General features: G+C 71.2%; 14 protein-coding genes and 2 pseudogenes. 3 read left to right on the top strand and 13 right to left on the bottom strand.

Going from position 1 to position 12,761, the window contains the following annotated elements:
• Positions 1 to 288 (bottom strand): nucleoside deaminase (locus tag HII36_RS48480; protein WP_173530166.1); only part of this gene is annotated, 288 nt, incomplete at its 3' end.
• Positions 289 to 298: 10 nt separating this feature from the next.
• Positions 299 to 1,648: an MFS transporter gene (locus tag HII36_RS48475; protein WP_173530165.1), complete on the bottom strand. Its 1,350-nt coding sequence runs from the start codon at positions 1,646 to 1,648 to the stop codon at positions 299 to 301.
• 148 nt (positions 1,649 to 1,796) lie between these two features.
• Between HII36_RS48475 and HII36_RS48470 the strand changes: the two genes are divergently transcribed.
• On the top strand, positions 1,797 to 3,518 hold the full coding sequence (locus tag HII36_RS48470) for an ABC transporter ATP-binding protein (RefSeq protein ID WP_173530164.1): 1,722 nt from the start codon (positions 1,797 to 1,799) through the stop codon (positions 3,516 to 3,518).
• Complete coding sequence (locus tag HII36_RS48465) at positions 3,515 to 5,344, top strand: ABC transporter ATP-binding protein (protein ID WP_173530163.1); 1,830 nt, start codon at positions 3,515 to 3,517, stop codon at positions 5,342 to 5,344. Before HII36_RS48470 ends, HII36_RS48465 begins: the two co-directional genes overlap by 4 nt.
• A 69-nt stretch (positions 5,345 to 5,413) precedes the next feature.
• On the opposite strand, the gene HII36_RS48460 is transcribed toward HII36_RS48465, so the two are convergent.
• The 6 genes and pseudogenes from HII36_RS48460 to HII36_RS59405 form a co-directional block, all read right to left on the bottom strand.
• Entirely contained in the window at positions 5,414 to 5,698 is a 285-nt protein-coding gene (locus HII36_RS48460; protein WP_173530162.1) for a hypothetical protein, read from the bottom strand.
• A 77-nt stretch (positions 5,699 to 5,775) separates the two neighbouring features.
• Positions 5,776 to 6,105 carry a DUF202 domain-containing protein gene (locus HII36_RS48455; protein WP_173530161.1) on the bottom strand — a complete coding sequence of 110 codons (330 nt, stop codon included), beginning with the start codon at positions 6,103 to 6,105 and terminating at the stop codon, positions 5,776 to 5,778.
• 3 nt (positions 6,106 to 6,108) lie between these two features.
• Entirely contained in the window at positions 6,109 to 6,435 is a 327-nt protein-coding gene (locus tag HII36_RS48450; protein WP_173530160.1) for a YidH family protein, read from the bottom strand.
• 66 nt (positions 6,436 to 6,501) lie between these two features.
• The gene (locus HII36_RS57445; protein ID WP_236004787.1) at positions 6,502 to 6,888 is read right to left on the bottom strand and encodes a hypothetical protein; all 387 of its coding nucleotides are present in this window, start codon (positions 6,886 to 6,888) and stop codon (positions 6,502 to 6,504) included.
• A gap of 10 nt (positions 6,889 to 6,898) precedes the next feature.
• The gene (locus HII36_RS57440; protein ID WP_236004786.1) at positions 6,899 to 7,465 is read right to left on the bottom strand and encodes a hypothetical protein; all 567 of its coding nucleotides are present in this window, start codon (positions 7,463 to 7,465) and stop codon (positions 6,899 to 6,901) included.
• A gap of 233 nt (positions 7,466 to 7,698) precedes the next feature.
• A pseudogene (locus tag HII36_RS59405) lies at positions 7,699 to 7,887 on the bottom strand (MerR family transcriptional regulator); the annotation flags it as partial.
• A gap of 38 nt (positions 7,888 to 7,925) precedes the next feature.
• Here HII36_RS59405 and rplK point away from each other — a divergent pair.
• On the top strand, positions 7,926 to 8,351 hold the full coding sequence (gene rplK / locus HII36_RS48440; RefSeq protein WP_173530158.1) for a 50S ribosomal protein L11: 426 nt from the start codon (positions 7,926 to 7,928) through the stop codon (positions 8,349 to 8,351).
• Positions 8,352 to 8,380: 29 nt separating this feature from the next.
• On the opposite strand, the gene HII36_RS48435 is transcribed toward rplK, so the two are convergent.
• From HII36_RS48435 to HII36_RS48415, 5 genes and pseudogenes are all read right to left on the bottom strand, one after another.
• Complete coding sequence (locus tag HII36_RS48435; protein WP_173530157.1) at positions 8,381 to 8,866, bottom strand: Pycsar system effector family protein; 486 nt, start codon at positions 8,864 to 8,866, stop codon at positions 8,381 to 8,383.
• A 121-nt stretch (positions 8,867 to 8,987) separates the two neighbouring features.
• Complete coding sequence (locus tag HII36_RS48430) at positions 8,988 to 9,503, bottom strand: hypothetical protein (protein ID WP_173530156.1); 516 nt, start codon at positions 9,501 to 9,503, stop codon at positions 8,988 to 8,990.
• Positions 9,504 to 9,674: 171 nt separating this feature from the next.
• The gene (locus tag HII36_RS48425) at positions 9,675 to 10,853 is read right to left on the bottom strand and encodes a barstar family protein (protein ID WP_173530155.1); all 1,179 of its coding nucleotides are present in this window, start codon (positions 10,851 to 10,853) and stop codon (positions 9,675 to 9,677) included.
• Positions 10,854 to 11,108: 255 nt separating this feature from the next.
• Complete coding sequence (locus HII36_RS48420; RefSeq protein ID WP_173530154.1) at positions 11,109 to 11,576, bottom strand: DUF4279 domain-containing protein; 468 nt, start codon at positions 11,574 to 11,576, stop codon at positions 11,109 to 11,111.
• A 741-nt stretch (positions 11,577 to 12,317) separates the two neighbouring features.
• Positions 12,318 to 12,761: pseudogene (locus HII36_RS48415) on the bottom strand (ABC transporter substrate-binding protein); the annotation flags it as partial.

Below are 12,761 nucleotides of genomic sequence, written 5' to 3'. Positions count from 1 at the left end.
GCACTGCCCGATGTGCGCGGCCGCGCACATCGGGCAGTGCTCGCCGGAGGTGTAGACGGTGGCCGCGGCCCGCTCCCGCGGTGCCAGGTGCTCGGCCGACCAGCGGGCCAGCGCGAACTCCGGGTGTTGCGTGCGGTCGCCGCCCGCCACCCGGTTGTGGTCCTCCGCGAGCACCCGGCCGTCGCCCGACACCAGCACGGACCCGAACGGCTCGTCGCCCTTGTCCAGTGCCTCGGCCGCCAGTTCCACGCAGCGGCGCAGGTGCCGCAGGTCAGTTTCACCGATCATTCGTCCCATCCTAGACATCGGCCCTGGTCACCACCGTGAGGACGGCCACGGCCAGGAAGGCGGCCGCGGCGACGAGCGCGGCGTGCCGCAGGCCGGTGACGAAGGTGTCCGGCGTGGCGGGGTCACCGGCCAGGGCGCCGAGCACGGCCACGCCCATCGCGCCGCCCGCCTGCCTGGCGGTGTTGTCGAGCAGGCCGGCCGGCCCCTCCCCGCCGGGCGGCGCGGCGCTCCTGGTCAGCGCGACCACGCTCGACGTGAGCAGCCCGGCGCCGGCCCCGATCACGGCCATGGCCGGGAACAGCGGCACGTACGCGGACTCGGGGGTCAGTCGGAGCAGCAGCAGGAATCCGGCCACCAGCAGGACCAGCCCGGCGAGCATGACCGGCCGGGGGCCGTGCCGGCCGGCCAGGCGGCCGCCTAGGGCGGGCAGCACGACCAGCGGGACGAACAGCGTCAGCAGCGACACCCCGGCGGCCAGTGGCGTGAGGTGCCTGACGGCCTGCAGGTAGAACGTGAGCAGCAGCATGACGCCGTGGACGCCGAAGTTCATCGTCGCCGCCGCCACCGTGCCGAGCGCGATGGACGGCCGGCGCAGCAGCGCCATGGGCAGCGCCGGGTCCTCCTTGCGTCCTTCGACCTGGGTGAACGCGACGCCGCAGGCCACCGCGACCGCGGCGGCGAGCCACACGGGCCGCGCGTAGGTGCCCAGGCGGCCGGCCTCGATGACGATGAACACGGCCAGGGTGAGGGTGGCGGTGCCGAGCACGACGCCGAGCACGTCCAGCGGCCGCGGTTCCGTCTCGCCCTCCGGATCGTGCTCCGGCACGGTACGCAGCACGACCAGGATGACCAGTGCGATCACCGGGACGTTGAGCCAGAACACCCACGGCCATCCCAGGTAGCGCACGAGCGCGCCGCCGAGCACCGGTCCGGCGGGCAGCGCCAGGCTCCCGACGGCGGCCCACGCGCCGACGGCCCTGCCTGGGTGCAGGGCGCCGATCAACGCCGGCGTGGTGGAGAGCAGCAGCGCGGCCCCGGCGCCCTGCGCGACCCGGGCCGCGACCAGCGCCCCGATGCCGGGCGCGAGCGCGCACGCAGCGGAGGCCAGCGCGAACACGGCGAACCCGATGACCACCACCCGCCGGTGCCCGTACCTGTCGCCGAGAGCGAGACCGGCCGGCAGCAGGCCGGCGAGTGCGACCTGGTGACCGTCCACCACCCACTGCAGGTCCGCCAGGTGGCGGGTGCCCACGCCCGCGCCGATGGACGGCAGCGCGACGTTGACGGTCGTCACGTCGAGCAGGACGAAGAACATCCCCGCGCACATCATGACGAGGGCGACGCCCCTACCCGAGCCCATGATCTTTCACGTTTCCGCACGTCAGGGCCACGAAACCGGGTCCGCGCAGGCAGAAAACGGGTTGATGGCGCGTATTAGCCTGGAAGTGATGCCTCCCGATACGCGTACCTCTCGCCGTCCCCTGCTGTCGTCGAACTCGTTGTGGCGGATGAAGTCCTATCTTCGTCCGCACATCACCAAGGTGGCCTTGATCTGGCTGTCTGCGATCATCGGCATCGGCGCCGCTCTGGCGCTGCCCCTCATCGTCCAGGAGGTCGTCGACGGGCCGGTCCGTCGCGGCGAGCCGGACGGACTGCTCCTCCTCGGGCTGCTCGCACTCGGCGTCGGCGTGCTCGAAGCCCTGCTCATCTTCTTCCGGCGCTACGTCCAGATCGGGCCGGTGCTCGGCCTGGAGACCCAGATCCGCGACGACCTGTACCGGCATCTGCAGCGGCTGCCGATGGGCTTCCACGGTGAGTGGCAGTCCGGCCAGTTGTTGTCGCGGGCCACCACCGACCTGTCCACGATCCGCCGCTTCCTCGGCTTCGGCATGCTGTTCCTGGTCATGAACGTGATCCAGCTCATCACGGTGACCGTGCTGCTGCTGAACATGTACTGGCCGCTGGGGTTGCTGGTGGCGGCCTCGGCGGTGCCGATCGTGGCCACGTCGATGCGCTTCGAGAAGCGCTACATCAAGATCTCCCGCCAGGTGCAGGACGAGCAGGGCGACCTCGCCACGCTCGTCGAGGAATCGGCCATCGGCATCCGGACGATCAAGGCGTTCGGCCGCCGGCACCACGTCTACGACACCTACGACGAGTCCGCGCTGAAGGTGTACGCGTCCTCGATGGACAAGGTGCGGGTGTCGGCCAGGTTCTTCGCCTTCCTGGAGGTCATACCGAACATCACGCTCGCGCTGGTGCTGCTGCTCGGCGCGCTGGCCGTGGGCGCGGCGGCGCTGACCACGGGCACGCTGGTGGCGTTCACGCTGCTGATGCTCCAGCTCGTCTGGCCGATCGCCAGCCTCGGCTACATCCTGGCCATGGCCCAGGAGGCGATGACCGCGGCCGACCGGGTGATGGAGGTCATGGACACCGTCCCGGCCATCGAGGGCGGCACCGCCACCATCGAGCAGCCGCGCGGCCACCTGCGTTTCGAGGGCGTGGAGTTCCGCTTCCCCGGGGCCGCCGAGCCGGTGCTGCGCGACGTCTGGCTCGACGTGGCGCCCGGCGAGACCGTCGCCGTCGTGGGCGCGACCGGGTCGGGCAAGACCACGCTGACCGCGCTGGTGCCCCGGCTGATCGACCCGACAGGCGGGCGCGTCACGATCGACGGCCACGACGTGCGCGAGCTGACGCTGCCCGCGCTGCGCTCGGTGGTGGCGACCGCGTTCGAGGAGCCGACGCTGTTCTCGATGAGCGTCAGGGAGAACCTGACGCTCGGCCGTCTCGACGCCACCGAGGAGGAACTGGAGTCGGCGATCCGCACCGCGCAGGCGCAGTTCGTGCACGACCTGCCGTGGGGGCTCGACACCCGCATCGGCGAGCAGGGCCTGTCGCTGTCCGGCGGGCAGCGGCAGCGGCTCGCGCTGGCGCGGGCGGTGCTGAGCAGGCCGCGCGTGCTCGTCCTCGACGACACGCTGTCCGCGCTCGACGTCGAGACCGAGGCGCTGGTGGAGGAGGCACTGCGGCACGTGCTGCGCGACGCGACCGGCATCGTGGTCGCGCACCGCGCCTCCACCGTGCTGCTGGCCGACAAGGTCGCGCTGCTGCAGAACGGCACGATCACCCACATCGGACGCCACCACGAACTGCTCGACGAGGTGCCCCAGTACCGCGAGCTGCTGGCCCAGGACGCCGACTTCGACCCCTCGGAAGGAGCGCTGCGATGACCCAGGCCGCCCAGCAGGCCGATTGGCGGGGGGTCGCCTCCGAGGAGCAGGACGAGCTGTCGGAGAAGGTGTCGCTGCTGCTGCGGGCGCGTTCGCGGCGGCTGCTCGGCGACCTGCTCACCCCGCACCGCAGGGCGATCGCACTGCTCACCGTGATCATCATCGTCTCGAACGCGGCGGGCCTGGCGATCCCGTACCTGGTCAAGGTGGGCATCGACGCAGGCATCCCGCCCATGCTGCGCGGCACCGGCTCGGGCACGCTGCTGACGGTGGTCGGGGTGATCCTGGCCGCGGCGGTCACCCAGGCGCTGACCCGCCAGGCGTTCCTGCGGCTGTCGGGCCGCATCGGCCAGGACATCCTGCTGGAGCTGCGCAGGCGGGTGTTCGACCACTTCCAGCGGCTGTCGCTGAGCTTCCACGAGAAGTACACCTCGGGCCGGGTGATCTCCCGGCTGACCTCCGACATCGAGGCCATCGCCGAGCTGCTGCAGTCCGGTTTCGACGGGCTGGTGACGGCGGTGCTGACCATGTTCGGCACGGCCGCGCTGCTGCTGGTGCTGGACGTGCACCTGGGCCTGGTGGCCCTGGTGCCGCTGCCGTTCCTGCTGCTGATCACCCGCTGGTTCCGCCGCCAGTCCGTGCTGGCCTATCGGCGTACCAGGGAGACGGTGGCGGTGCTGATCGTGCACTTCGTGGAGTCGATGACCGGCATCCGCGCGGTGCAGGCCTTCCGCCGCGAGCCGCGCAACCAGGAGATCTTCGAACGGCTCAACCGCGACTACCGGGGCGCCAACGCGCGCGGCTCGGTGCTGTTCGCCCTGTTCACCCCGGCGATCAAGGTGCTCGGCAACCTGACCGTGGCCGGCGTGCTGGTCTACGGCGGCTGGCTGGCGCTGCACCAGCAGGTCACGGTCGGCGTGCTGGCGGCGTTCCTGCTGTATCTGCGGCAGTTCTACGAGCCGATGCAGGAGATCAGCCAGTTCTACAACACGCTGCAGTCGGCGAGCGCGGCGCTGGAGAAGCTGTCCGGCGTGCTGGAGGAGGAGCCGGCGGTGCCCGAGCCGCGCGAGCCGCTGCCGCTGCCCGCCGCGCGCGGCCAGGTGCGCTTCGAGGGGGTGCGTTTCTCCTACGTCGAGGAGATGCCGATCCTGCCCGGGCTCGACCTGACGATCCCGGCCGGGCAGAGCGTGGCACTGGTGGGCGCGACCGGGGCGGGCAAGACCACGCTGGCCAAGCTGATCTCCCGCTTCTACGACCCGACGGCGGGCCGGGTGCTGCTCGACGGCGTCGATCTGCGCGCGCTCGACGAGCCGACGCTGCGTGCCGCGGTGGTCATGGTGACGCAGGAGAACTTCCTGTTCAGCGGCACGGTCGCGGACAACATCAGGTTCGGCAGGCCGGGCGCGAGCGACCGGCTGGTGCGCGAGGCGGCCCAGGCGATCGGCGCGCACGAGTTCATCGCGTCCCTGCCCGACGGCTACGACACCGAGGTGGGCAAGCGCGGCGGGCGCATGTCCGCCGGCCAGCGCCAGCTCGTCGCCTTCGCCCGGGCGTTCCTCGCCGACCCGGCCGTGCTGATCCTGGACGAGGCCACCTCCAGCCTCGACGTGCCCAGCGAGCGGCTGGTGCAGCGCGCGCTGCGCACGATCCTGGCCGACAGGACGGCGCTCATCATCGCGCACCGGCTCTCGACGGTGGAGATCGCCGACCGGGTGCTGGTGATGGAGCGCGGTGAGATCGTCGAGGACGGCCCGCCCGACCGCCTGATCGCGGCCTCCGGCCGGTTCGCCGGGCTGCACCGGGCCTGGCTGGAGAGCCTGAGCTAGCGTGCGTCATGCCGCTCCGCCCCGGTGGCCGGTGGCGGGGCGGCATGAGCGGTTCCGGCCTGTGCCGCGCTACCGGTACAGGCGCTTCGGAACCGGGCTGAGCAGCGGCGTCGGGTCGGGCCCTACGGGCTCCGCCGGCGGGATCAGCTCCGGATGGCGGGCCAGGTAGCCCGCGGGGAACGTGGTGGCCTGCTCACACCCGCAGTGCGGGCAGATGGCCCCCGGGGACGGCGGCGGGACCGCGACACCGTGACGTGTCCAGACTTCGGTCTCGTGGCCGTGCCGGTCGTCGATGCGTCTGACCAGGTATTCCTCTTCCCAGACATGCCAGCATCCACGGCATTCGAATGGCACGTTCCTGCGTTCTTCTTCCACTGAGGTCACCCCCTCAGTTCGAGTGTCTGCCCAGCTCGGGGATGCCGCAACCGGCTTCACCTGACGGACATGACGAACGTGAGCGCGCCGGCCACCACGGCCAGCGTGCCGAGCCAGGCGAAGAGCGCGTCGAGCCCGGCGTCCAGCGGCTTTCCGCCGTGCAGCGCCGCCTGATACCTACGGAACCGCACCCCCGTCCTGATGAGCAGGACGCCTCCGCACAGGGCCGCCAGCGCGAACGCCACCACGGCCGCGGTGGGCAGGCCGTGCCGGACCGCGAGCCCGGCGGCGCCGAGCCCGCCGGTGGACAGGGCCACCGCGGTACGCACCCAGGCCAGCCGGGTCCGCTCGCTCTGCAGCCCGCTGTCCCAGATCTCAGCCGACATGCGTCACACGCTGAGCACGATGAGGACCAGGGCCACGATCGCCACGGCGGCCACGCCGTAGCCGAACACGGCCGCCAGCGCGGGCGGCGGCAGCGGGGCCTGGTTGCGCAGCGCCCGCTGGATGTTGCGCCAGCGCGGGTAGGCCAGGCCCGCGGCCAGCGCGGACAGCGTGACCAGGATGATGGCCAGCGCGGTGCGGATCCACGGCACGAACACCTCCGCGGGCACCGCCGCCATGGCCACCCCACCCGCACTGAGCGCCAGCGCCGTGCTCAGCCAGGTGAGGAAGGTGCGTTCATTGGCGAGAGTAAAACGCGGGTCGGGTTCCATGAGAAATAGGCTAATTCGTACCCATTTCCCCTAGAGAAGCCGGGATTCGGGTGCGGCTCTCGGGGCTCAGCCGCAGGCCGTGGCCACCTTCTCCAGGTAGGCGGCGGTGTCGGTGCCGACCTTCTGCGCGGCGTCGACGGCGTCGTTTACGTCCTTGACGCTGATGCCGCTCAGGGTCTTGGCCAGGTCTTCCGAGGCCTGCTTGAGGGTGGTGTTGGCGGCCTTGTCCGCCGCGTCGTTGAGCTTGGTGGCGGCGTCGTCGAGGGCCTTGTCCATGGCCTGGGGGTCGTCGGTCAGGGAGGTGACCTTCGTGGCCAGATCCTTGACGATCCGCGCCGACTCCACGCAGGCCTGGGCCTTGTCGATGGTGTTGTTGACCTCTCCGCAGCCGGCCGCGAAGATCGCGAGGGCGAAGACGGCGAGGGGCACGAACCGGCTCTTGAGTTGACGCATACCTGTGACCCTACCCGCCGCCTCCGGCGGATGGCGGTTTCCCGCCATCCGACCCGGTCGCCCGCAGCGCACGCTCGATCCACCCGAATTCGCTTGCCGCGCTGGGCGAGCCGGGCGAGCTGGGAGAGTCAGGCGAGCCGGGCGAGCCGGGCGAGTCAGGTGGCCGCGTCCCGCCCCGGACGATCGCGACCAGCTCCCAGAGCCGCTCGGCCCGCCGGTCGTGCCGGTCGAAGGAGGCCAGCAGCTCCGGACCCGTCTGCCCCATGAGGTCGAGCACGCGTTCGAGCACCGGCGCCGCCTCGGCCGACCCGGGCTCGATCCCGGCACGGACGGCCGCCCGCACCTCGGCGACGGCCCGGGCGTTGGCCCGCTGCCAGGCCGACAGGTCGCGCGGCTCGGCCCAGAAGTCCTCGCTGAGCCGGCGCAGGCTCTGCCGGAAATCCTCGTCGGCGAGCAGGCCGGCCAGCTCCAGCCAGGCGTCGAGCTGCGCGATGGTGGGCTCCGGCGGCAGTTCGGGCAGCATGGCCGCGCGCATCCCGTCCAGCCAGGCGCGCCTGGCCTCGACGCCGCCGCCCACGTCGTCGACGAACGAGCCGAGCAGGTCGGCCAGCTCGGCGGCGCCCAGCCGGCGAGCGCGTGCAGCCGGCGCAGGTCGTCCTCGGCCGGATCCGCCCCGTCGCGGGCGGCCCGGTCCAGGGTGGCGCGCAGCACGGCCCTGGTGCGCTGGAGCCCGGTGATCTGTGTCTCCACGGCTCTGAGCTGCAAGGCCAGGACGTCCGTGAGCGTGCGCCGCCCGAGCGAGCGGATCGTGGCCAGGTCGACGCCGAGCTCGCGCAGCACCCGCACCAGTTCCAGCCGGACGCGATGCTCCTCGCCGTAGCGGCGGTAACCCGCCGGGGTGCGCGCCGGAGCGGGCAGGACGCCCTCGTCGGAGTAGAAGCGGATCGTCTTGACCGGGATCCCGGTCAGCTCGGCCAGCCGCCCGATCGAATAATGCACTTGAGTCTCCAGTAACGGGAGACTTTAGCGTACGCCGCATGGCGAAGAACAAGGTGCTCAGGGTGGTCACCCTGCACATGAAGGCGGCCGAGGCGGGCCCGGCGAACGTCGGCAAGGACCTCGGCCCGCTCGGCATCAACCTGATGGAGTTCTGCAGGCGGTACAACGCGCTCACCGCCGACCGGCGCGGTCACGTGGTGCCCGCCGTGGTGACGGTCTACGAGGATCGCGCGTTCGACGTGACGGTCAAGCAGCCGACCACGGCCTCGCTCATCCGGCAGGCGGCCGGCCTGGCCGGCGGCAGCCCCAGGCCCGGGCACCAGAGCGGCGGGGTGGTGACGACCGCGCAGCTCAGAGAGGTGGCGGCGGCCAAACTCCCGGACCTGAACACCGGCGACCTGGACCAGGCGGTCAAGATCGTCGCAGGGACGGCCCGCTCGATGGGCCTGACGATCGTCGACTGACCCCTGCACTGCGGGCATCGTCAGCGGTGTCAGAGCAGTGTCAGGGTGACGACCAGGGCGGCGAGCTGGAGCGCCAGGCCCGCGTAGGTGAGGTCCACGCCGACGCGGATCAACCAGTATTTCCGCCTGACGATCCTGGCCATCTCGCAGGCGTCGTTGATCTGCCACATCTCCCGTCCCTTGGCGGCGGCCAGATCCAGGATCTCGCGCGGGGCCCGGTCGATGAACAGCCGCCAGCCGGCGGCCTTCGACGGATACGGCCGGATCACCCCGAGCAGCGCGACGACCGCGATCAGCACGCACAACGCGCCGGGCGCGAAGGCCAGCATGGCGGCGGGGGCCAGCTTGCCCTGCACCGCCACCGCCCCCTCCAGGGCCAGCACCGCCACCAGCAGGGCGAGCAGCATGTTGGCCTTCGCGTCCGCGCGCGGCAACTCGCTCCTGACGTCGAGTCGCGCCGTCTCCAGCAGGGCGATCAGCTCCGGTGTGCCATCGGACGACGATCGAGACGCCATGCGTCCCCCTTCGGTCTTCGCGCGGACGAGCGGTCGCGGGGTGAAGCCGGCGTCCGCCGACGCCGGCCGGATCAGCGTTAGTCACCCTGTGCCGGAGAACAAGCCGCGCCCGGGGGGACCCTCAGCTCAGGACCCCGCAGAAGGCAGCGAGCGCTTCGGCGATCGGTCCCGTGGTGGCCTCGCGCACCGGGTGCTTGCCCGCCGAGAACGCGATGTCCAACTGCCCGCCGCCGATCGGCACCAGCACCACCCGTCCGACGTCCTTGACGATGCCCGCGTTGGCCGCCAGCCCGGTCACCACGAAGTGGGTGCGGACGCCGTTCTCGTCGAAGTAGGTGGTCTGGGTGAAGGAGTCCGGCCCTTCGCGCACCAGCTTGCCGCTGGTCAGGTTCTCCAGGGTGTTGTCCTCCTTGATGTGGGCCTGCTCGCGGAGCAGGCGTCCGTCCTGGTCGAAGAAGCGGGTCACGTCGGCGGTGAGGTCGATCGTCCAGCGGACGGGGAACCCGCAGGCCTGCCCCTGATCCTGGACGACGCGATGCTGGGTGACGGTCAGCCGCTCCGGCGGGACGGCGGCGGCGGGAGACGCGGCGGCGAGAACACCGCAGACGGCGAGCGCGAGGACGACGAAACGCTTCATGGGCAGCTCCTGCGACGACGATTCCCCGTGAACGTAACCGGCCGGAAACGGCCTGACCATCCGCTCCCAGGGGGATGACAACCGGCCGCCGACGTGCGATCACCGCGGACGAAGGCGACCGCCTCCCGGATCAGCGGAACTCGACCTCGACGTCACGCTCGGCGAAGACCTTCACCAGATGGTCCAGGTCGACCTTCGGCCCCCACTCCCGCTGCTCGTAACCCGGCGGCCGGTCGTAACCAGGGGCGAGATGCCGGCGCGCCACCTCGGCCTGGTGCCACACCAGCCGGAACGGAGCGGCGGCCCCCATCCGCCCCACAGGCACTCCTCCAGGCTGCGCAGGTCGTGGCCGAAGAAGCCGCCGGGGCCGTTGATCGCCTCGCCGAGTGCGCAGTAGAAGGCGTCGATGTCGGTGACGAAGCGGCCATCGAGGTGGTAGGTCGCTCCGGCCGGCTTGTCCGTCCGCCTCTCAGGAATGCCGAGAGTCGAGAGTCTGCTCCACATGCTCCGCAGCAGCCGGTCGTGGCGGGCCCACAGATTGGGTTCGGCCGGGCCGCCGTCGTGCCACATCTGGTAGATCTCACGGGCGCCGCTCGGCGCCGGCTCGTCCATCCCGCCGTCGAGGACGACGTCCAGCAGCCCCTCCCCCAGCCTCGACGGACGGGCGGAGACCACGGTGGCCGACAACACCCCGGCGTGCCCTTCGATGCGCCCGCCGCGCAGAACCACCAGGACGGTCGCCGTGATCTTGAGCCCTTCGACGACCCGCCACCCCGGCGCGAGGGGACGCAAGCCGATCAACGTCACCGGCGGGACCTGGGCGGCGGGTCGCCAGCGCCAGAGTCCGGCGACGTCGACGCAGTTCCCGAGACTCCCGTTGCCGAACGTCAGCAGGCGAAACCCCGTCACGTCGGGCTTCACCTCCGGCGGCTCACACTCGGACAGCAGCCGGACGTATCCGCGCAGGTCGAGGTCCACCAGGCCGTTCCCGGCCACGGACGGCCGCCGGGCGACCACGGTGACGTCGATGAGTTCTTCCTCGCACGAGCAGTATCCGGGCTGGTACTGCCAGCACGAGGCGGGCCTGCGCCCCGGCGGGTGATCGGGTGCCGTGACGACGGTGGGCAGCCACGCCCGCTCGGTCCCGACGTGCCGCGACGCCTCCAGCAGCGGGCCCGCCGGATCGCACCCGACCAGGGTGAACACCTCGGGTGGCGGGAAGGGCTCGGGGTCCACGAAGAGGCCGTCGATGTCCTGGCACACGCCCAGCGTGACGTCCGGACTGTCGATCGGACCGGTGTACTCGTCCAGCAGCGACCATCGCATGCCTGATAAGTCGGAAGTCGTCATCGCGTCAGACCCTATCGCCGACAGGAAGATGGGCACGACCGCAACGGTGGGCACGACCGCAACGGTGGGCACGAACGCAACGGTGGGCACGAACGCAACGGTGGGCACGAACGCAACGGTGGGCACGATCGAGCGAATCGACACCATCGGCGGCCCGAACCCCGGCGGCAACCCGGACCCGGAGGCGGACCGGACCCGGAGGCGGACCGTCGGCGCGACACCCCGGCCCGCGCCGCATCGGGATGACCAGGCCTGTCAGCCGTATTCATCCACGTCAAGCTCGGCCCCGGTGGCCGCCAAGAACCTCAGCAGTCGGCCGTCCAGGTGCCAGCCAAGCAATTGGTGCTGCCCCGGCAGCCGCTCCAGTCCCGGATGCGGCGAACGCAGATCCTCCTCCTCGCCTTCCTCGCCGTCGAAGTAACGAACCACCTGCATGACGGCCGATGAACCGGTCTCCCCATGGTTCAACTCCGCCACCAGCTCGCCGATGGCCGCGCTGACCGGCTCCAGCCGGTCGACCACATGAGAGATCATCTCGTCAACGGTCGCTCCAGGAGCGTGCCGCACGATCTTCCAGGCGTGCACGACCGGAAGGAGCGGCTCCTTGCTCCGGCTCCCCTGGATCGTGACCTCGTCTGGCTCCAGCCCGATCCGAACCGCCATCTCGGCAGCCGAGACGACGTCGCTCTTCACCGCGAAGTAGACATACTGACGAACGCGCACCCCGACGACCCTACGACCTCCGAGCCGGTCATACTCTCCGCCTATGGCCTGCTCTCCACATCCGTCGGGATGATCCCCAGGGGCTTGCGCTGGTGGCATCGCGACCGACGAGCGTGTCGCCTGACCTGCACCTGTGTGAATCGGGGACCAGCTCGGACCGGAACCCACCCGGATCTGGAACCCGCTCGGATCGGGGACCGCTCGGACCGAAACCCGCGTGGATCGGGGGACCTACTCGGACCGGACGCCCAGACCGGAACCCCAGACCGGAACCCGCCAGGCCGGAACCCACCAGACCAGGAACCCGCTCGAATGGGAACCCGTGTGCGATGGCCGCATCCAATCGGCAGGATCGCCCGAACCCGTCGGTCCGAACGGGCCGTGGCACTCGACGACCTCCCCGCCGGTGATGGCGTTCTCCAATGACGAGCCTCCCTTCGGAGCTCGACCCAGATCATTCACGCCGGTCAACCACCCGGGGGTCGTAGGGGGCCGGAGGCCCCCTACCTGGGGTTTGGGGCGAAGCCCCAAGCAAGAACAGCCCGAGCGAAGCGAGGACCACGCCCTCGGGGGTCGAAGGGGGCGAAGCCCCCTGGGAGGCGCTGCCCGCAGCCCCGCCGCGCGCAGCGCGCCCCCAGCAAAGGACCTCGCCTTTGGGGGTCGAAGGGGGCGGAGCCCCTGGGAGGCGCTGCCCGCAGCTCCCGCCGCGCGCAGCGCGCCCCCCAGCGAAGGACCTCGCTTTCAGAGCTTGGAGAAGCAAGGCCCGTCGAAGGTGTACGACTTGGCGGTCGGTCCCGTGAAGAAGTCCTTGACCATGGTGACCCCGGTAGGCGCCTTGTCGTCGACCTTGCTGATCAACGTCTGGCGGAACGTGGACGTGTTCGCGTCGTCGGCGAAGTTGCCCGCCTCCGGCGGCAGCATGCCCTCGTAGTCGACCGTCTTGAGTGTCTTGACGGCGGCCAGCAGCCCCTTGCGGCTGATGTCGCCGCTGGTGACCATTTTGTCCAGCGCCGCCTTCATCGGGTACGCCCACGCCCACCCCGAGGTGTAGCCGTCGTTCGGGGTGACGCCGGGCAGGGCTTCGCGCATGGCCTGGTGGCCCGGGGTGTCGGCGCCCCAGGGCTTGCCGGGGGCCGACTGCTCGTACAAGGCCTTGAGCGCGGGGGCGGCGGGGGACTTCAGGAG

This window comes from Nonomuraea antri (genome assembly GCF_013283785.1).
In the GTDB taxonomy this organism is placed as follows: domain Bacteria; phylum Actinomycetota; class Actinomycetes; order Streptosporangiales; family Streptosporangiaceae; genus Nonomuraea; species Nonomuraea antri.
This window is presented reverse-complemented; position numbering and strand designations above follow the sequence as displayed.

Excerpts from the sequence above, each read along its gene's own strand:
- HII36_RS48475 (WP_173530165.1), bottom strand. The coding sequence starts at position 1,648 with ATGGGCTCGGGTAGGGGCGTCGCCCTCGTCATGATGTGCGCGGGGATG.
- HII36_RS48470 (WP_173530164.1), top strand. The coding sequence starts at position 1,797 with ATGAAGTCCTATCTTCGTCCGCACATCACCAAGGTGGCCTTGATCTGG.
- HII36_RS48465 (WP_173530163.1), top strand. The coding sequence starts at position 3,515 with ATGACCCAGGCCGCCCAGCAGGCCGATTGGCGGGGGGTCGCCTCCGAG.
- HII36_RS48455 (WP_173530161.1), bottom strand. The coding sequence starts at position 6,105 with ATGTCGGCTGAGATCTGGGACAGCGGGCTGCAGAGCGAGCGGACCCGG.
- HII36_RS48450 (WP_173530160.1), bottom strand. The coding sequence starts at position 6,435 with ATGGAACCCGACCCGCGTTTTACTCTCGCCAATGAACGCACCTTCCTC.
- HII36_RS57445 (WP_236004787.1), bottom strand. The coding sequence starts at position 6,888 with ATGCGTCAACTCAAGAGCCGGTTCGTGCCCCTCGCCGTCTTCGCCCTC.
- rplK (WP_173530158.1), top strand. The coding sequence starts at position 7,926 with ATGGCGAAGAACAAGGTGCTCAGGGTGGTCACCCTGCACATGAAGGCG.
- HII36_RS48435 (WP_173530157.1), bottom strand. The coding sequence starts at position 8,866 with ATGGCGTCTCGATCGTCGTCCGATGGCACACCGGAGCTGATCGCCCTG.
- HII36_RS48430 (WP_173530156.1), bottom strand. The coding sequence starts at position 9,503 with ATGAAGCGTTTCGTCGTCCTCGCGCTCGCCGTCTGCGGTGTTCTCGCC.
- HII36_RS48425 (WP_173530155.1), bottom strand. The coding sequence starts at position 10,853 with ATGACGACTTCCGACTTATCAGGCATGCGATGGTCGCTGCTGGACGAG.